Origin of the sequence: Streptomyces sp. NPDC020489, from assembly GCF_044386545.1 — a bacterium.
Lineage (GTDB): Bacteria > Actinomycetota > Actinomycetes > Streptomycetales > Streptomycetaceae > Streptomyces.
This window is the reverse complement of record NZ_JBIRUZ010000006.1, coordinates 295,179-312,214: the sequence shown is the minus strand read 5'-3', so window position 1 is coordinate 312,214 and position 17,036 is coordinate 295,179. Positions and strand designations below refer to the sequence as shown.

The following is a 17,036-nucleotide window of genomic DNA, read 5'->3' as shown; positions in this document are numbered from 1 at the left end:
GTGAGGGCCGGGCGCATCGCCGGGAGTTGTGGACATGCCCAGGGTTTTCCACAGGCGTCGGAAAACTCATGGGGCGCTGTCGGTGCCGCGTCGTAGTTTCGACTCATGACCTACCGAGACGTCGCCACCCCACCGGTGCTCATCTGGTCCTGCACCGCCGTCGCCGCCCGTATGCCGGTCGCCATGGCCCCGTTGGCGCTGGTCTTCCTGGTGCGCGAGCGCCCCGGCGGCTACACGCTGGGGGCGGCGCTCGCGACGGCGTACGTGATCGGCGAGATCATCGGGGCGCCGGTGCTCGGGATGCGGATGGACCCGGCGCGGGGCCGTCGGCATCTGGCGCTCGGACTCGCGGGCGGGGCGGCCGGGTTCGCGGGGCTCGGGGCGCTGGCCGGGGCGCATCCCGTGGTGCTGGCGGTCTTCGCGTTCCTGGCCGGGGCGGCACCGGCCGCGGTCGCCGGAGGGCAGCGGGCGCTGCTGACCTCGCTGGTCCCGGAGCGGTCCGTGACACAGGCGCTGTCCGCCGAGTCGATGCTGATGTCCGGGGTGTGGGCCGTCTCCCCGGTCGCGGTCGCCGGGCTCGCCCTCGGGGTCGCGCCGAGACTCCCGCTGCTGCTCGGGGCCGCGCTGATGGCGCTGTCCATCGCGGGGCACTGGTGTCTGCCGGCCCGCTGGGACACGGGCGAGCGGGGCGGGGAGTCCGGGCGCGTCGGAGTGCTGCTGCGCGCCTGGCCGGTGTACGTCACGGGCGCGGCGAGCCTCACCCTGCTCGGCCTGGCGGAACTGACGCTGCCCGCCCTGCTGGAACAGCGCGGCATCGGCGTCGGCTGGTCCGGACCGATGCTGGCGGGGCTGGCCGTCGGGGCGGGCCTCGGGGCGTTCGTGTACGGGCTGCGCTCGTGGCCGGGGCGGCTCCGGGGGCGCAGTGTGGTGCTGATGTGCGGGATGTCGGTCTTCGTGAGCCTCGCCGCGCTGATACCGGGGGCGGCCGGGATCGCGGTCGCCCTCGTCCTGGCGGGCATGCTCCAGTCGGGCGCGCTCATCACCCGCAACCTGTCCCTGCGGGAGGCGGTGCCGCCGGGCGCGCTGGCCGCGGGGTACTCCGTGATGTACGCGGCCGCGGGCGCGGGGTACGCGGTCACCGGGTCCCTCGTCGGCGGGCTGCTCCAGGTGGTGACCCCGTCCACGGCGATCCTGGCGGGCGTGACACTGACACTGCTGCTGACGGCGCTCGGGTGGTGGGGAGAGACCCGCCGGGAGGCCACGGTGCCGGCCGACGCCGCCGAGGACTTGGGGGCTGTGGGGGACCGGGCGGGCCGCGCTTGACGCTGCGCGGGCTGGGGCGGCTGGTTTCTGGCGGTGCCTTGGGCTCGGGGGCCGGGCAGGGCTGGCCGCTCCTGACGCTGCCGTGGGCTCGGGGCCACGACGGGCCTGTCCGGCGGTCCCGTCGGGCCGGCCGGCGCCGGGGACGCCGTCCCGCCGGGCTCGCGTGGTGTCGCCGACACGGGGCGATGCCGCCCGGGAAGGTGGGCGCTCACGCCGTGGGGCGCCTAGCCGTTGATCCCGCTCCCCGTGCGGAACGTTCGCCGGTAGCTGGTCGGGGTGACGCCGAGCGCTGCCTGGAGGTGCTGGCGCATCGACTGGGCCGTGCCGAAACCGGCGTCCCGGGCGACCTGGTCGACGGAGAGGGCGGTGGTCTCCAGCAGGTGGCGGGCGTGCTCCACACGCTGCTGGGTCAGCCACTGGCCGGGGCTCATGCCGACCTCCTCGCGGAAGCGGCGGGTGAAGGTCCGCACCGACATCGACTCCTGCTCGGCCATGTCCCGCAGCTGGATCGGCTCGTGCAGCCGGCCCAGCGCCCAGGCACGGGCCGTGGTGGTGCCGGACACCTGGGGCTCGGGCAGCGGGCGCCGGATGTACTGGGCCTGGCCGCCCTCGCGGTGCGGCGGTACGACCGTGCGCCGGGCCACCGCGTTGGCGACGGCGGTGCCGTGGTCCCGGCGGACCATGTGCAGGCACAGGTCGATGCCGGCGGCGACGCCCGCGGAGGTCAGGACGTCGCCGTCGTCCACGTACAGGACGTCCGGGTCGACCTTGATGCGGGGGAAGAGCCGCTGGAGGCGCTCGGCGTCCGCCCAGTGCGTGGTGGCGGGGCGGCCGTCGAGGTAGCCCGCGGCGGCGAGGACGTAGACGCCGGTGCAGATGGAGGCGAGCCGGGTGCCGGGGCGGATGTGGGCGAGCGCGGCGGCCAGCTCGGGGGTGAGGACGCCCTCCTCGTAGACCGGGCCGAACTCGTAGGACGCCGGGACGATCACGGTGTCGGCGGTGGCCAGGGCCTCCGGGCCGTTGGGGACCATGACGTCGAAGTCGGAGTCCGTGCGGACCGGGCCCGGCGGCCGGATCGAGCAGGTCACGACCTCGTAGAGGCGCCGGTGCGCGGCGTCCTTGGGGCGGTCGAAGATCCGGTGCGGGATGCCCAGCTCGAAGGGGAGCAGGCCGTCCATGGCGAGGACGACGACGCGGTGCGGGCGGAACTCCGGCTCACGGCTCATGGCCCGATCCTAACGAATGCTGTCCTTCGGGCCACTCGATCGGGACAGGGGCAGATCGGAAGCTCTATGGCGTGACCCAGACAACCGGACCCGACGCCGTCCAGGCGCCCCGCACGGGAAAGAAGCCGAGCCGCATCCACCGCGCCTGGTACGTGGCCGCCGTCACCTTCGTGACGATCATCGGGGCGGCCGCCTTCCGCTCCCTGCCCGGCCTGCTCTTCGACCCGCTGCACCAGGAGTACGGCTGGTCGCGCGGCACGATCGGCGCGGCCGTCTCGATCAACCTCGCCCTGTACGGGCTCACCGCCCCCTTCGCGGCCGCGCTGATGGACCGCTACGGCATCCGCCGGGTGGTCGCCGTGGCGCTCACCGCGATCGCGGCCGGCTCGGGGCTGACGGTGTGGATGACGGCGGCGTGGCAGTTGCTGCTGTGCTGGGGGCTGCTGGTGGGCCTGGGCTCCGGGTCGATGGCGCTGGCGTTCGCGGCGACGGTCACCAACCGCTGGTTCACCACGCGGCGCGGCCTGGTCACCGGCATCCTGACCGCCGCCTCCGCCTCCGGCCAGCTGATCTTCCTGCCGGCGCTGTCCTGGATGGTGGAGCGGCACGACTGGCGCCCGGCGGCCGTCACGGTGTCCCTGGCCGCCCTCGCGGTCGTCCCCTTCGTCTGGCTGCTGCTGCGCGACCACCCCGCCGACGTGGGCCTGAAGCCGTACGGCGCGACGGAGTTCGTGCCCAAGCCGGAGCCCGTGCCGGGCGCCGCCCGCCGCGCGGTCACCGTGCTCTACAAGGCCGCCCGCACCGGCCCGTTCTGGCTGCTCGCCGGCACCTTCGCGATCTGCGGCGCCTCCACCAACGGCCTGATCCAGACCCACTTCGTGCCCGCCGCCCACGACCACGGCATGCCCGTCACCGCGGCCGCCTCGCTGCTCGCGGTCATCGGGGTGTTCGACGTGGTCGGCACGATCGCCTCGGGCTGGTTCACCGACCGCTTCGACGCGCGCCGGCTGCTCGCGGTCTACTACGCCCTGCGCGGGATCTCGCTGCTGTTCCTGCCCATGCTGCTCGGGCCGAGCGTCCACCCGCCGATGATCTTCTTCATCGTCTTCTACGGCCTGGACTGGGTCGCCACCGTCCCGCCCACCGTCGCGCTCTGCCGCGAGCAGTACGGCGACGACAGCGCGATCGTCTTCGGCTGGGTCCTCGCCTCGCACCAGGTCGGGGCGGCGCTCGTGGCCTTCCTCGGCGGCGTGGCACGGGACGCCTTCGGCGCGTACGACACGGTCTGGTACACGTCCGGGGCGCTGTGCGCGGTGGCGGCGCTGATGGCGCTGGTGATCAGGCGGCGGCCGGCCACGGTCGTCCCGGCCCTGGTGTGAGCCGCCGCTAGACGAACCGGCCCTTGTGGAACAGCAGCGGCGCCCGCTCCTCCTCGCTCGCTCCCAGGGCCGCCACCCGCCCCACCACGATCAGGTGGTCGCCGCCGGTGTGCACCGCGTGGATCGCGCAGTCGATCCACGCGAGCGTGTCCGCGAGGCGCGGTGCCCCCGAGAAGGGTGCCGCGTCATAGGGCACGCCCGCGAACTTGTCCGCCCCGCTCACCGCGAAGCCGCGGCACAGCTCGCCCTGGTGGGCGGCGAGGACGTTGACGCAGAAGACCCCGGCGCGCGCGATGCGGGGCCAGGTCGTCGAGGTGCGGCCGACCATGAAGGTGACCAGCGGCGGGTCGAGGGAGAGGGAGGAGAAGGACTGGCAGGCGAACCCGGCGGGGCCGGCCTCGGGGTCCTCGGCGTCGGTCGCGGGGGCCGTCACCACCGCCACGCCGGTCGCGAAGCTCCCCAGCACCCGCCGGAACTCGCCCTGCCCGACCGGTGCCCGCTCGCCCTCACGGACGCAGCGCAGCTCGGGGCGGGGCAGCGCCTCCACGGGCGCGGGCGCCCCGGCCGACCGGAGATAGCGGACGGCGGCCTCTGCCATGCCTGCTTGTCCCATCACCTTCCCATTGAAGCTGACGGTCCGTCAGATGGGAAGGGGTGCGGGGAACGCCGGGCGCGCAAAGGCCGGCCCCGCCCTCAGCGGCCCGTGAACCGCGGACTCCGCCGCTCCACGAAGCTCGCCACGCCCTCCCGGGCGTCCTCGGTCGTCATGTTGATCTCCTGTGCGGCCGCCTCCGCGGCGAAGGCGGTGGCGCGGTCGGTGTCGAGGGAGGCGTTGACGAGCTGTTTGGTGAGCGCGAGGGCGCGGGTCGGGCCGGTGGCGAGACGGATCGCCCACTCGCGCGCGGTCTTGTCCAACTCCGCGTCCGGCACGACCCGGTTGACCAGCCCGAGTCGCTCGGCGTCGGCGGCGGTGAGCGCGTCGCCGTAGAACATCAGCTCCTTGGCGCGCTGCGGGCCGATCAGCCGGGGCAGGAGGTACGCGCCGCCGCCGTCGGGGACCAGCCCGCGGCGGACGAACACCTCGATGAAACGGGCCGACTGCGCCGCGAGGACCAGGTCGCAGGCGAACGCCAGATGCGCGCCGATGCCCGCCGCCGTCCCGTTCACCGCGGCGATCACCGGCTTCTCGCAGTCGAGGACGGCCGCGACGAGCCGCTGCGCGCCGAGGCGGATCGTGCGGGCCACGTCACCGGGGACCCGCTCGGCCGTCGCGGACGTGCCGCGCAGGTCCGCGCCCGCGCAGAAGCCCCGGCCGGTGCCGGTGAGCACCACGGCCCGTACGTCCGGGTCGGCGGAGGCGTCGCCCAGCAGCCCGATGACGTGGTCCCGGTGCTCCGGGGCAAGGGCGTTGAGGGCCTCGGGCCGGTCGAGCGTGATGTGGCGGACGTGGTCACGGGTCTCCTGGCGCACCCCGGCCGTCGCCATCAGCGGCACACCACCAGCGCGTCCAGCGCCACGGCGCCCTGGCCGCGGTCCAGCACCATCAGCGGGTTGATGTCCAACTCGGCCAGCTCGCCGCCGAGTTCCAGCGCCATGCGCTGCACCCGCAGGACGACCTCGACGAGCGCGTCCAGATCCGCCGGCGGGCGCCCCCGGACCCCGTCCAGCAGGGCCCGCCCGCGCAGCTCCCCGCACATGTCCCGGGCCTGCTCCTCCCCGAACGGCGGCACGCGTACGGCGGTGTCGCGCAGGACCTCCACGAGCACCCCGCCGAGGCCCACCGTCACGGTCGGTCCGAAGAGGTCGTCGTGGGTGACGCCGACGACCATCTCGACGCCCCGCTCGACCATCTGGCAGACCAGCACCCCGTCCAGCGAGACCCCTTCGTAGCGGGCGATGTCGGTCAACTCCCGGTAGGCGTCGCGGACCTGGCTGGCGGAGGTGAGGCCGATCTTCACCAGGCCCAGCTCCGTCTTGTGGGCGATCTGCGCCCCGGACGCCTTCATCACCACCGGGTAGCCCACCAGACCGGCGGCGCGGACGGCCGCCGCGGCGCTGGTCACCAGCTGCTCGCGCGGGACCCGGATGCCGTAGGCCCGCAGCAGCTGCTTGGCCGCGTGCTCGCTCAGCTGCCGGCCCGGGCGCAGCAGGGCCTGCGCCTTGCGGAAGGAGGGGGAGACGGTGCGCGGGGCCTCGTCGAACGGGGAGCGGTAGCCGGTGACGAAGCGGTGGTGGTCGAGATAGGCGCGGACCGCGGTGACGCAGTTCGCGACCGTGCGGAAGGTGGCGACGCGGGAGGAGCCGAGCAGGACCTCGCGGTAGGCCGGTTCGGTGCCGACCGGGGAGCCCCAGACCACGCACACCAGCTTGTCGGTCCGCTCGGCCGCGTCCACCAGGTCCCGCACCAGTGTGTCGCTGAGCGGCGGGAAGGGGCCGGTGACCGGGCAGATCAGCACGCCGACCGACGGGTCGTCGAGGATCGCGTCGATGATCTTCCGGCCGCGCCAGTCGCCGACCGGGTGGCCGCCGTTGTCGACGGGGTTGGTGACGTTCAGGTACTCCGGTATCCACTGGTGGAGTTCGGCCTGCTTGGCCGGGGAGAGCGGGGGCAGCTCCAGGCCCGCCCGCGTCGCCAGGTCGGCGACGTGGGCGCCGGTGCCGCCCGAGATCGAGTAGACGACGACCCCGTCGGCCCGCGGCGGGCGGGCGCGGGCCAACAGGGCGGCGGTGTCCTGGAGTTCGTCGAGGCCGTCGACGCGGATCACGCCGTACTGCCGCATCGCCGCGTCCACCACGGCGTCCGCGCCGGTCAGCTTGCCGGTGTGGGAGGCGGCCGTGCGGGCGCCGGTCTCGGTGCGGCCCACCTTGACCGCGACCACCGGCACCTTGCGGCGGGCGGCCCGGTCGGCGGCGAGCAGGAAGGAACGGCCGTCCTTGATCCCCTCCACGTAACAGGCGATGGCGCCCACCTCGGGCCGCTCGGCGAACCAGGAGAGGAAGTCGGCGGTCTCCAGGTCGGCCTCGTTGCCGGTCGGCGCCCAGTGGGTCAGGCGGATGCCGAGCTCCTGGAGGGCGAAGACCGGGCGGCCCTGGTGCCCGGACTGGGTGATCAGGGCGATGCCGGGCCCGTCGAGGTCGTCGCGGAACCGCTCGAAGGCGTTGAGGTTGGTGTTCGGGCCGAGCAGCCGCATCCCGGAGCGCCGCACGGTCGCGGCCAGCCGGTCCTGCGCGGCGGCGCCCGCCTCGCCGGTCTCCGCGAACCCGGAGGCGAACACGACCGCGAACCTCACCTTCGCCTCGGCCAGTTCCTCGATCACGGGGAGCGGGTCGGCCACGAGCAGTACGGCGAGGTCGACCTGTTCGGGCAGGTCGGCGACGGAGGCCACGCAGGGGATGCCGAAGACGGCCGGCCGGGTCGGGTGCACCGGGTGCAGTCGGGCGCCGACCCGCTCGGACCAGGCGATCAGCTGCCGGGTGACGCCGGTGTTGGGGCGGCCCTCGCCGTCGGAGGCGCCGATCACGGCGACCGACTCCGGCCGGAAGAACCGCTCCAGATCGGGGACGTCGCAGTACAGCGGGCGGCCGCTGACGTCGAGGTCGTCGACGTCGGCCGGCCTGCCGTGGACGGCGGGCCCGGGCTGCTCGCCGCATGCGATGACCCGGGCCCGGCGGGAGTCGGTGGTGAGGGTGCCGTGGGTTGATCCAAGCATCGGTCCGCCCGCTCCTGTGTGACAGCGATTAACTGACGCAGTGTCAGATTAAAGGAACTGACGCTGTGTCAGGAATGGTCGTGCACGCAAAGTTGGGCAAGGACCGCCACCGCACCGCCCGGCGGACCCGCCTGGACGCCGCTCGGGGCACCGCCAGGCGCGGACCCGCCTGGACGCCGCTCAGAGCACCGCCAGGACCTCCTTCGCCACCCGCTCGCCCGACCGCACCGCGCCGTCCATGAACCCCATCCAGTGGACGGAGGTCTCCGTGCCCGCCCAGTGGATGCCGCCGACAGGGGTGCGCAGGGCCGGACCGTACTGGGTCAGGACGCCGGGGGCGGCGATGGAGACGGGGCCGCCGCGGGTGTAGGCCTCGTTGTTCCAGCGTTGCAGGACGAACGAGGTGGGGGAGGCCGCTTTCGCGCCGAAGTAGGTCGTGTAGTCCTTCAGGACGGCTGCTCTGACCTCCGCCTCGCTCGCCGCGTCGAACCTGCGGGCCTCGTCGGCCTCGATGAAGCCCATCAGGGCCCCGTAGGAGGCGTCCGGCGGGGAGTTGTCGAAGGTGGAGCTGACCACGCCGGTGTCGCTGACGACCTGCCCGTTGAGGCCGTCGGCACGCCAGAAGGGGGTGTCGTAGATCGCGATGGCCTTGCCGACCGACGCCATCGGCAGGCGCTGGGTGAGCTGGTCGCGGGAGGCCGGGAGCAGCGGGTCGTAGGTGATGCGCGCGGCGATCGGCGGGGGCACGGCGACGACGACCTTCTTGGCGGTGACGGTGGTCCCGTCGGCGGTGACCACGTACGTGGCGCCGGACCTGACGATGGTGCGCACCGGGGCGTTCAGCACCACCCGGTCGCCGAGGGTGGCGGCGAGCTTGAGCGGCACCAGTTGGGAGCCGCCGACGAAGCGCAGTTCCTGGGCGCCGTTCGCGGTCTCGGTGAGGCGCTCCAGGGTGCCGACGGTGGTCTCGTTGCCGGCGGCGGCGATGTAGAAGAGCACGAACAGGAAGGACAGTTCGCGCGGTTCGGCCGAGAAGATCGACGTGCAGGCCACGTCGAAGAGGAACTTGGCCGAGGGGACCACCGCGTTGGCGCGCAGCCAGGTCTCGAAGGTCTGCCGGTCCCACTCGCCGGCCTTCGGCGCGGTCCAGGGCGCGTCCACCGGTATCTGCTTGGCCAGGTCGTCCAACGTGGCCTGCACGATGGCGGCGTTGGCGAGACCGGCCGCGTCGATGGGCGGGACCGAGCCGAGGAGGCCGTCGGTGGCGTACGGGGTCCTCTTGCCGTCCTTGTAGAGGAGGTTCTTGCCGGTGTTGTAGGTGGCGAAGGTCGCGACGCCCAGGGAGTCGGCGAGGGCCTTGATGCGGTCCTGGGTGGGGCCGATGAACTCGCCGCCGCCCTCGGTGACCCCGCCGTTGGCGAGCGGGAGGTTCACGACCCGGCCGCCGACGCGGTCACGGGCCTCCAGGACGACCACCGACTTGCCGGCCGCCACCAGGTCGCGGGCCGCGGTGAGTCCGGCGAGCCCGGCGCCGACGATCACCACGTCGGCCTCCCGGGTGGCCGCGGCGGCGGGCGAGGCCGCGGTGCCGGTGAGCGTCACGGCACCGGCCGCGGCGGCACCGCCGAGCAGGGAGCGGCGGGAGAGCTGTCTATCGCGTGCCACGTGCGTCCTCCGTCAAGAGCGAGAGGTGGGAGTGGAGCCAGAACATGAACAGTGCTCACATTCTGGCCCCGTGCGGTGGCGGCGTACAGCTCTCTCGCTACTTCTGACCCAGGAGTAACGAAAGCCGCACGTGAGGGAGTTGACGGAGAGGGCGCCGCGTCAGACGGGGAGCCCGGAGACCTGCCGGGTCCCGTCCCTGGCGATCGTCCGCGCGATCCGCTCGGCGTCCTTCGCCACTTCCCTGAGGGTCCCGCTGAGGGGGGTGACGAACCCGGTGAAGTACAGGCCCGGCGCGTTCCGCGGGGCGCGCGGCCCGTTGACCACCGGCAGCCCCCGCTCGTCCAGGACGTCGAGGTGGCCGAGGAGGTCCTCCAGGGCGCGGCTGTACCCGGTGGCCGCGATCACCGCGTCCGGGGTGACGCGGGTGCCGTCGGCGAGGAGCACCTCGGCGTCCTCGAAGCCCTCGACGGCGGCCACGACCTCGACCTTGCCGGAGCGCACGGCGGCGATGAGACCGACGTCCTGGACGGGGATGGCGCCCTCGCGGGCCCGGGTGTAGAGGCCGGTGTCGGGGCGGGGCAGGCCGTGCGCGGAGAGGTCCGGCACGCTGAGCCTCGCCATCGGCCGGGCGAGCCGGTCGACGAGGCCGACGGGCAGCCGGCGTACCAGCACCCCCGTGTACTGGGCGGCCCAGCCCGCCGTGGAGCGGCGCACGATGTGCGGGACGGTGCGCACCGCGAGCCGTACCCGCGAGGCGCCGCCCTCCACCAGGTCCACGGCGATCTCCGCGCCGGTGTTGCCGGCGCCGACGACCAGGACGTCCCGGCCGGCGTAGGGGCCGGGTGCGCGGTAGTCGGCGGCGTGGACGAGGTCGCCGGTGTACGACTTCAGGCCCGGCCAGTCGGGGATCAGCGGGGTGTGGTTGTAGCCGGTGGCGACGACCACCGCGGCGCCGGTCAGTTCGCGGCCGCCGGTGGCGTGCAGCAGCCACCCGGTGCCGTCGGGGGAGCGTTCGACGCGGGAGACCTCCACGCCGGTGACGGTCTCCAGCTCGTGGTGCTCGGCGTACTTCTCCAGGTAGCGCACCACGTCCTCGCGGGCGACCCAGCGGCCGAACCGGCGGGGCATCGCGAGCCCCGGCAGGGCCGAGAGGCGGCGGGTGGTGTGCAGGCGGAGGCGGTCGTAGTGGCGCCGCCAGGACGCCCCGACCCGGTCGGACCTCTCCAGCACCACGGCACGGATGCCCCGGGCGCGCAGCGCGTGGGCGGCGGCGAGACCGGCCGGACCGCCGCCGATGACGTACACGGGGCGGGCCGCGGAGGGCGCTGGCAGGTCGGCGAAGTCGGACATGTTCGCGAGCGTAATCAGACAAACCGTTGATGGGTCTCGGTCAAGACCGGAATTGGTTGCGGATCGATCACGCCCGTAGGAGGAGTGGGTGCGAATCGTGGCGTAGGGCGCCCGGTTGTGGCGGAACGGGTGAGGGACGCCCCGAGCCGCCCCCGAGCCGCGGCCGGGGCGGGGCCACGGCGCCGGGACCGCCCGCGTGGCGGGGCCCGGCGCCGTGGTGGTGCGGTGGCCTGGTCCTATGACGGGAAACCTGGCACCGCGCTCTAGGGGGTCACCTCTGGCTGTGGCCCGTCACCTTCGCGATCCAGGTGATGAAGTCGCCGGGGTCGGTGTTGGCGCCGTGGCCCTGGTCCCAGTAGTAGAGGTGGTTCACCTCGTCGCCCAGAGCCTTCGCGGCGGCCGCGAGGTTGGCGGAGATCACGTGCGAGGTGTCCGTGTCGTTGGTGCCGAGCCGGATCCACCAGTGCCTGGCGCGGCCCGGGTTCTTCCGCGCCAGGTGGTACATCGGGTTCATCAGGCGCAGCTTCTCGGGGATGTCGCCCGCGACCCGCTTCGAGCCCAGGCCCGTGGAGTCGTTCCTCGCGCCGTACGCCGTGAAGTGGCGGGAGGCGGTGGTGCCCGTGCCGAACAGGTTGTTCTCGCCCGCCGACAGGTCGAGGGCGTCGAAGGCCGGGGCGGTCTTCTTGCGGGCGCCGACGTGGGTGAGGAAGTCCTCCCAGGAGAAGCTCGCCCGGCCGCCGGACCATGTGAGGAAGGTGTTCTTCGCCAGGTAGGCCGCGCGCTCGGAGTCCGACAGGGCGGCCAGGTAGGCCGTGGCCGACGGCTCCATGTACTGCTTCAACAGGTACGTGTCGTAGTTGCGGGCGTTGAGCGTGCCGAAGCCGTTCAGGCCCTTCAGCTTCAGGGAGGCCTGGTACTCGGCGAACTGCGAGCGGAGCTCCCTGGAGACGCTCTGGTCGACCTGGTCGCCGGTGCCGAGCGCGTTGGTGCCCCAGTTCCACTCGTAGGCGCCGTCGGCGTGCTCCAGGTCGGTGATCGGGCACCAGGCGCCGACCGCGAAGACCGCGTCGGAGGCGTCGGCGGCGCCGATCTCCGCGAGCGCCTCGTCGTAGAGCGCGCCGTCGCCGGAGGCGCCGAGCAGCGAGGACAGGGCGCCGCCCGCGCTGGTGCCGGCGGAGACGATCCGGTCGGTGTCGCCGGGGATGCGGCCCTTGTTGAAGCGGACGTACCGCACGGCCGCCTTGAGGTCGACGATCGCGGCGGGGGCGGTGCCGTAGTACTCGCCGACGGAGTTCTTCAGGGTGCGGCCGCGGGCGCCGGGCTCGACGACGACATAGCCGGCCGCGAGCGCGAGGAGCTGGTTGCTCGCGGTCGCGCCCCCGTTCGCGTTGGTGTTGTCGTTGGCGTTGGGGGCGGCGGAGGGTGAACCGCTGGGCGTGGCGCCGCCGGGCGCGCCACCGCCGCCCGTGGACATGCCGCCCGCGCCGACCCCGGTGGCCTCGGCGACCGAGGAAGGCATGTAACCGCCTACGGAGTTCGCGAACAGGATCGGCGCGTCGCTGGGGTCGACCGCCGTGCCGTCGATCTCGACGGGGGCGCTGACGATCAGGGACTGGTAGGTCGCGTCGACCGGCTTGGCGACGTAGGTGACGGCCTTCCAGAAGTGGTACGTGACGCTGTGCTCGTCGCCGTGGGTGTCGGTGACCGTGGTCGTCTTGACCGTGTAGGCGTCCTTGTCGAAGACCAGGGCCCCGGAGGACGTCGTACCGCTGCTCCCGCTGTCGGCCCGGGCGCTCAGGGCGACGCCGCCGACGGCCGCGACCCCGGCCGTCGCGCCGATGCCCAGCACGACACTCCTGCGCCTGACTGCCCTGTGCTTCACGGTGATGCCTCTCGCTCGGCCCCGAGACCGCTGTCTCCTTGCGCCTTCGAACGTAGGTGAGTGCCAACAAGATTGCCAACAATCTGCCCGGACTCATGGCCGACGCACAGCTTCGAGGCCGACGCACAGGTTTCTCCCGGCCTGGGCACACGGTCTTCCCCGCGAGGCTTTATCTGACGTACCGTCAGATCCATGGACTCCCTCTGGCTCACCGGGGCGCAGTGGCTCGCCCTGCTGCGGATCGGACTCGGGCTGTGGTGGCTGGAGAGCTGGCGGCACAAGGACAAGAAGGGCTGGTTCGAACGCGGCACCGGCATCGCCTGGGCGGCCGACGTCGCCGCCAAGCACCGCTGGAACGCGGTGCGTTCGGGCTTCCAGGTGATGGTCGCGCCCCGGCCGCGGACCATGGCGTACGTCGTCGTCTACGCCGAACTGGCCCTCGGCCTCGGCCTGGTGGCCGGGCTGCTGACCCCGGTCGCGCTGATCGGCGGACTGCTCCTGAACCTCCTCTACTTCACGCTGATGATCCACGACTGGGCCGAGCAGGGGCAGAACGCGATGATGGCGCTGATCTCCGTGGTCGCGCTGTTCGCGATGTCCTGGCAGAGCTGGTCCCTGGACGCGGCGCTGGGATGGTTCTGATGGAGGCGCGCCACGACCTCCCCGAGGCGGACGCCTTCACGCGCGCCTACTGGGACGCCGCCGGGGAGGGCCGGCTGCTGGTCCGCCGCTGCGGGGCGTGCGGGCGGGCCCACCACTACCCGCGCGAGTTCTGCCCGCACTGCTGGAGCGAGGACGTCCGCTGGGAGCGGGCGAGCGGCGAGGCGCAGCTGTACACCTGGTCCATCGTCCACCGTAACGACCTGCCGCCCTTCGGGGAGCGCACCCCGTACGTCGCCGCCGTCGTCCAACTCTCCGAAGGGCCGCGGATGATGACGGAGGTGGTGGACTGCGCACCCGGGTCCCTGCGGGCCGGCCTGGCCCTGGAGGTCGGTTTCCGGCAAGGCATCCCCGTGTTCCGGCCGAAAGGGACCGCGGTGCTCCGGCCGAGGGGGTGATCGGCGGGCCCCTTCCGTATTCAATGGCCCGATGTCCCATACACGCGAACGGTCCCCGAGCCACCCCGCTCCCGAACTGCTCGGCCACGGGCTGCGGCTGCGGCACTGGGACCCCGACTCCGACGCCGACGCGGCGGCCTGGCTGCGCGGCCGCTCCGACCCCGAGTTCCGGCGCTGGAACACCCCCCTGAAGACGGTCACCGACCTCGAGGGCGCCCGCGCCTCGCTGCGCGCCGGCGCGCGGAGCGTGGCGGAGGGCGCCAGCGCCGCGTTCCGGATCACGGACGCGGCCAGCGGCACGACGCTGGGGCACATCGGGGTCAACGAGATCGACCACGTCGTCCGGGTCGCCCGCATCGGCTACTGGGTTCTGCCCGAGGCCCGTGGCCACCGCGTCGCCGCCCGCGCCCTCACCCTCGTCGCCCGCTGGGCCTTCGCCGACCTGGGCCTGCACCGCCTCGAACTCGGCCACGCCCTCGGCCATCACGCCTCCTGCCGCATAGCCGAGCGCTGCGGCTTCCCCTACGAGGGCACGTTGCGCGGAGCGATGTTCGAGGCGGGCCGGCAGGACGCGTTCCGGGATGTGCACCTGCACGCCCGACTGGCCACCGACCCGGAGGTGGGGGCGCGATGAAGGGGACCCTGGTCGAGGATCCCGACGCGTTCCTCGCCATTGCCGGAACCTTCCTGCACTCTCACCGCGGCGAAGGCGCGGGAGCGGGAGCAGGAGCAGGAGCAGGAGTAGGAGCAGGCCCTGGCCGGGCACCTGGCCACCCCGGGGCACACGCTGCCGGCAGTGGCCGCACACCACGACACGACCCGCGCCTCACCGACGCCCGGCAGCGGCACACCGGCGCCAAGGCCGACCTGCGCCGACGCCAACGGCCCCACCAGCTCGGCGAGTTGCCACCCCCGGGGTGAGGGGCCGCCCCGGGTCCGGCCCGTCCCGGGCCCCCCGCTGCGGGCGTCGGGCGTCAGGGCCAGAGCAGGACGCGGCTCCAGCCTCCCGACACGGCCCCCGCCCCGGCCCCCGCCCCCGATGCCGTACGGCGATACGCGAGCCGCACATGCCGCCGCCGGGCGTCTCCCTGGAAGAACTCCACCTCGTCCGGGGCCAGCCGGTAGAGGGTCCAGGTCGGGACGGGGGAGTCCGGGCTGCGCCGGGCCTCGGTCCAGGCGGCCTCGGACACCTCGGCCAGCTCCGCCAGGGACCCCAGGACCTCGCTCTGCCGCCCGGTCAGGGCCGCGGCCAGGGCGCCCGTGGAGCGGGCGTGCAGATCGGCCTGGCCCTCCGCGGAGGCGGCGGCGGTGACCGGGCCGCGGAGGCGGACCTGGCGGCCGAGGGCGGGCCAGTAGAAACCGAGGGCCGCGTACGGGCGCGCGGTCAGCTGGCGGCCCTTGCGGCTGGTGACATGGGTGGCGAAGGACCAGCCGGTGGCGTCGGCGCCGTGCAGCATCACCGTACGGACGTCGGGGAGGCCCTCGTCGTCCGAGGTGGCCAGGGACATCGTGTGCGGCTCGGGCTGGCCCGCCGCCACCGCCTGCGCGAACCACCGGGTGAACAGCGCGAGCGGTTCGGCGGGGGCCTCGTCGGGGTCGAAGGGGGGCAGCTCGGTGATCTCCGGCGCCCATACCCGCAGTGATCTCAGAAGCTCGTGAAGATCGGTTCCCATGCCCCGATTCTCGCGCGGGCCGTCCCGTGCCCGCGCCCGGTGGTCACACCGAGCCGATGTCGGCCGTCACCCAGCGCTCCGGGCGCATGCGGACGATCACCTGCTCGCCGTGGTTCTTCCAGGCGTGGTCGACGAACCCCTCCACCTTCTCCGGCGGCAGGTAGCGCGCGGAGATCTCCCGCAGGAGCTCCACGGTGGCCGGGCTGGTGTCGAGGACCGGGCCCTCCACCGACACGTACCTCAGGGTCGGCTCGACCGTGTCCACCAGCAGGGTGAAGCGGCCCGCCGCGTCGATCAGCCGCTGCTTGCGGGAGCCGAGGCCGGTGATGATCCAGATGTCGCCGCCGGGCTCGTACTGGTACCAGATGGGCACGGAGAGCGGGGCGCGGCCCTCCTCGGCGGTCACCGACAGGGCGGCGACATGGGGCTGTGCCAGGAACTGCTCGCGCTCCGACCGGGTCAGGGCCATCACGGTCCTCCTCGCTCTGGGACAGGCTGCCGTAAGCTCAACGCCCTTACGGGGCAGGCCTGTTCCCCGGTACGCCGATCCCGTGCCCGCCGGGACGACAGCCGCCGCGGCTCACCCCCGCCCCAGCACCACCGTCCCCGACGAGCAGAACCACCCCCCGGTGCCCGAGGCCACCGCCAGCGCCGGCAGGTCGCCGTTCCGGCGCCGCACCTGCCGGGCCCCCGCCTCGCCCCGCAGCTGCCGTACCGCCTCCACCAGCAGGAACAGGCCCCGCATGCCCGGGTGTTGGGCGGACAGGCCGCCGCCGTCGGTGTTGACCGGGAGGTCCCCGCCCTCGACCCGCAGCCGCCCCTTCTCCACGAAGGACCCCCCTTCCCCCTTTCCGCAGAAGCCCAGGTCCTCCAGGGTCACCAACGTCATGTAGGTGAAGGCGTCGTAGATCTCGGCGAGGTCGATCTCCGCCGGTCTCACGCCCGCCCGTTCGAAGGCGAGGCGGCCGCTGACCGCCGCCGGGGACACCGTGAAGTCCGGCCACTCGGACATCGTGGCGTGGGAGACGTACTCGCCCGTGCCGAGGACCCGGACGGGGGCGGTGCGGCAGTCCCGCGCGTACTCCTCCGCCGCCAGCAGGACCGCCGCCCCGCCGTCGGAGCGCAGACAGCAGTGCAGCTTGGTGAAGGGGTCCGCGATCATCGGGCCGGACAGCACCTCGTCGACGGTGATCGGGGTGCGGGACATCGCCTCGGGGTTCAGGGCCGCGTTCGCCCGGGCCTGGACCGCCACCTCCGCCAACTGCTCGATCGTCGTCCCGTGTTCGATCATGTGGCGGCGGGCCGCCATGGCGTACTTGGCGATCAGGGTGTGGCCGTAGGGGACCTCGAACTGCTGCGGCCCGCGGGCGCCGAAGGACAGGGTGCCGGTGCGGCGGCCCGCCTTGACGTCGGCCCGGGCGGTCGAGCCGTAGACCAGCAGCACCACGTCGGCGTGGCCCAGCGCGATCGCGTCCGCCGCGTGGGCCGCCATGACCTCCCAGGTCGAGCCACCCACGGAGGTGGAGTCGACCCAACTCGGCCGCAGCCCCAGGTACTCGGCGACCTCGACGGGCGCCAGCGTGCCCAGGCCGGCCGAGGCGAAGCCGTCCACCAGCGACCGGTCGAGCCCGGCGTCCGCCAGGGCCCGGCGCGCGGCCTGCGCGTGCAGGGCGTACGGCGTCACGTCGTCCAGCCGGCCGCAGTCGGAGAGGGCCACCCCGACCACGGCGACCTTGCGGGTTCCGGCAGTCATGAATGGTCTCTCCCTCT

The 17,036-nt window shown here is 73.6% G+C and carries 15 protein-coding genes; 5 read left to right on the top strand and 10 right to left on the bottom strand.

Annotated features, from left to right (window positions below; genetic code table 11):
- The first annotated feature begins 105 nt into the window (after positions 1 to 105).
- Positions 106 to 1,323, top strand: coding sequence for an MFS transporter (locus ACH41F_RS18510; protein ID WP_398836585.1), 1,218 nt, complete (start codon positions 106 to 108; stop codon positions 1,321 to 1,323).
- 224 nt (positions 1,324 to 1,547) lie between these two features.
- On the opposite strand, the gene ACH41F_RS18505 is transcribed toward ACH41F_RS18510, so the two are convergent.
- A complete protein-coding gene (locus ACH41F_RS18505) occupies positions 1,548 to 2,549 on the bottom strand; it encodes a GlxA family transcriptional regulator (RefSeq protein WP_398836583.1) in 1,002 nt (333 codons plus the stop codon).
- Positions 2,550 to 2,620: 71 nt separating this feature from the next.
- Here ACH41F_RS18505 and ACH41F_RS18500 point away from each other — a divergent pair, with 71 nt between their 5' ends.
- Positions 2,621 to 3,928 (top strand): MFS transporter, encoded by a 1,308-nt coding sequence (locus ACH41F_RS18500; protein ID WP_398836581.1) that lies wholly within the window; start codon positions 2,621 to 2,623, stop codon positions 3,926 to 3,928.
- A gap of 7 nt (positions 3,929 to 3,935) precedes the next feature.
- Here ACH41F_RS18500 and ACH41F_RS18495 read toward each other — a convergent pair whose 3' ends face one another.
- From ACH41F_RS18495 to ACH41F_RS18470, 6 genes are all read right to left on the bottom strand, one after another.
- Entirely contained in the window at positions 3,936 to 4,526 is a 591-nt protein-coding gene (locus ACH41F_RS18495) for a flavin reductase (RefSeq protein ID WP_391234215.1), read from the bottom strand.
- A gap of 95 nt (positions 4,527 to 4,621) precedes the next feature.
- Complete coding sequence (locus tag ACH41F_RS18490; protein ID WP_391234216.1) at positions 4,622 to 5,413, bottom strand: enoyl-CoA hydratase-related protein; 792 nt, start codon at positions 5,411 to 5,413, stop codon at positions 4,622 to 4,624.
- Complete coding sequence (locus ACH41F_RS18485) at positions 5,413 to 7,638, bottom strand: acetate--CoA ligase family protein (RefSeq protein ID WP_391234217.1); 2,226 nt, start codon at positions 7,636 to 7,638, stop codon at positions 5,413 to 5,415. Before ACH41F_RS18485 ends, ACH41F_RS18490 begins: the two co-directional genes overlap by 1 nt.
- Positions 7,639 to 7,818: 180 nt before the next feature.
- Positions 7,819 to 9,303 carry a flavin monoamine oxidase family protein gene (locus ACH41F_RS18480; protein ID WP_398836579.1) on the bottom strand — a complete coding sequence of 495 codons (1,485 nt, stop codon included), beginning with the start codon at positions 9,301 to 9,303 and terminating at the stop codon, positions 7,819 to 7,821.
- 159 nt (positions 9,304 to 9,462) lie between these two features.
- Positions 9,463 to 10,653 (bottom strand): flavin-containing monooxygenase, encoded by a 1,191-nt coding sequence (locus tag ACH41F_RS18475; protein WP_398836577.1) that lies wholly within the window; start codon positions 10,651 to 10,653, stop codon positions 9,463 to 9,465.
- A gap of 271 nt (positions 10,654 to 10,924) precedes the next feature.
- A complete protein-coding gene (locus tag ACH41F_RS18470) occupies positions 10,925 to 12,535 on the bottom strand; it encodes a subtype B tannase (protein WP_398836575.1) in 1,611 nt (536 codons plus the stop codon).
- A 192-nt stretch (positions 12,536 to 12,727) separates the two neighbouring features.
- Between ACH41F_RS18470 and ACH41F_RS18465 the strand changes: the two genes are divergently transcribed.
- From ACH41F_RS18465 to ACH41F_RS18455, 3 genes are read left to right on the top strand one after another with little or no spacing between them, the layout of a single operon-like run.
- Positions 12,728 to 13,177 carry a DoxX family protein gene (locus tag ACH41F_RS18465; RefSeq protein ID WP_391234221.1) on the top strand — a complete coding sequence of 150 codons (450 nt, stop codon included), beginning with the start codon at positions 12,728 to 12,730 and terminating at the stop codon, positions 13,175 to 13,177.
- Positions 13,177 to 13,593 (top strand): OB-fold domain-containing protein, encoded by a 417-nt coding sequence (locus ACH41F_RS18460; protein ID WP_391234222.1) that lies wholly within the window; start codon positions 13,177 to 13,179, stop codon positions 13,591 to 13,593. The genes ACH41F_RS18465 and ACH41F_RS18460 overlap by 1 nt, the downstream gene beginning before the upstream one ends.
- Positions 13,594 to 13,624: 31 nt before the next feature.
- Positions 13,625 to 14,227 carry a GNAT family N-acetyltransferase gene (locus tag ACH41F_RS18455; RefSeq protein WP_398836573.1) on the top strand — a complete coding sequence of 201 codons (603 nt, stop codon included), beginning with the start codon at positions 13,625 to 13,627 and terminating at the stop codon, positions 14,225 to 14,227.
- Between the two features lie 340 nt (positions 14,228 to 14,567).
- Here the strand turns inward: ACH41F_RS18455 and ACH41F_RS18450 are convergent, their stop codons facing one another.
- The 3 genes from ACH41F_RS18450 to ACH41F_RS18440 form a co-directional block, all read right to left on the bottom strand.
- A complete protein-coding gene (locus ACH41F_RS18450; protein ID WP_398836572.1) occupies positions 14,568 to 15,266 on the bottom strand; it encodes a pyridoxal 5'-phosphate synthase in 699 nt (232 codons plus the stop codon).
- Between the two features lie 43 nt (positions 15,267 to 15,309).
- A complete protein-coding gene (locus ACH41F_RS18445; RefSeq protein ID WP_391234225.1) occupies positions 15,310 to 15,735 on the bottom strand; it encodes a pyridoxamine 5'-phosphate oxidase family protein in 426 nt (141 codons plus the stop codon).
- A 111-nt stretch (positions 15,736 to 15,846) separates the two neighbouring features.
- Positions 15,847 to 17,019, bottom strand: a complete 1,173-nt coding sequence (locus ACH41F_RS18440) for a thiolase C-terminal domain-containing protein (RefSeq protein WP_391234226.1) — start codon at positions 17,017 to 17,019, stop codon at positions 15,847 to 15,849.
- Positions 17,020 to 17,036: the final 17 nt, after the last annotated feature.

Excerpts from the sequence above, each read along its gene's own strand:
- ACH41F_RS18490 (WP_391234216.1), bottom strand. The coding sequence starts at position 5,413 with ATGGCGACGGCCGGGGTGCGCCAGGAGACCCGTGACCACGTCCGCCAC.
- ACH41F_RS18450 (WP_398836572.1), bottom strand. The coding sequence starts at position 15,266 with ATGGGAACCGATCTTCACGAGCTTCTGAGATCACTGCGGGTATGGGCG.
- ACH41F_RS18495 (WP_391234215.1), bottom strand. The coding sequence starts at position 4,526 with ATGGCAGAGGCCGCCGTCCGCTATCTCCGGTCGGCCGGGGCGCCCGCG.
- ACH41F_RS18455 (WP_398836573.1), top strand. The coding sequence starts at position 13,625 with ATGTCCCATACACGCGAACGGTCCCCGAGCCACCCCGCTCCCGAACTG.
- ACH41F_RS18475 (WP_398836577.1), bottom strand. The coding sequence starts at position 10,653 with ATGTCCGACTTCGCCGACCTGCCAGCGCCCTCCGCGGCCCGCCCCGTG.
- ACH41F_RS18510 (WP_398836585.1), top strand. The coding sequence starts at position 106 with ATGACCTACCGAGACGTCGCCACCCCACCGGTGCTCATCTGGTCCTGC.
- ACH41F_RS18440 (WP_391234226.1), bottom strand. The coding sequence starts at position 17,019 with ATGACTGCCGGAACCCGCAAGGTCGCCGTGGTCGGGGTGGCCCTCTCC.
- ACH41F_RS18505 (WP_398836583.1), bottom strand. The coding sequence starts at position 2,549 with ATGAGCCGTGAGCCGGAGTTCCGCCCGCACCGCGTCGTCGTCCTCGCC.
- ACH41F_RS18485 (WP_391234217.1), bottom strand. The coding sequence starts at position 7,638 with ATGCTTGGATCAACCCACGGCACCCTCACCACCGACTCCCGCCGGGCC.
- ACH41F_RS18460 (WP_391234222.1), top strand. The coding sequence starts at position 13,177 with ATGGAGGCGCGCCACGACCTCCCCGAGGCGGACGCCTTCACGCGCGCC.
- ACH41F_RS18445 (WP_391234225.1), bottom strand. The coding sequence starts at position 15,735 with ATGGCCCTGACCCGGTCGGAGCGCGAGCAGTTCCTGGCACAGCCCCAT.
- ACH41F_RS18465 (WP_391234221.1), top strand. The coding sequence starts at position 12,728 with ATGGACTCCCTCTGGCTCACCGGGGCGCAGTGGCTCGCCCTGCTGCGG.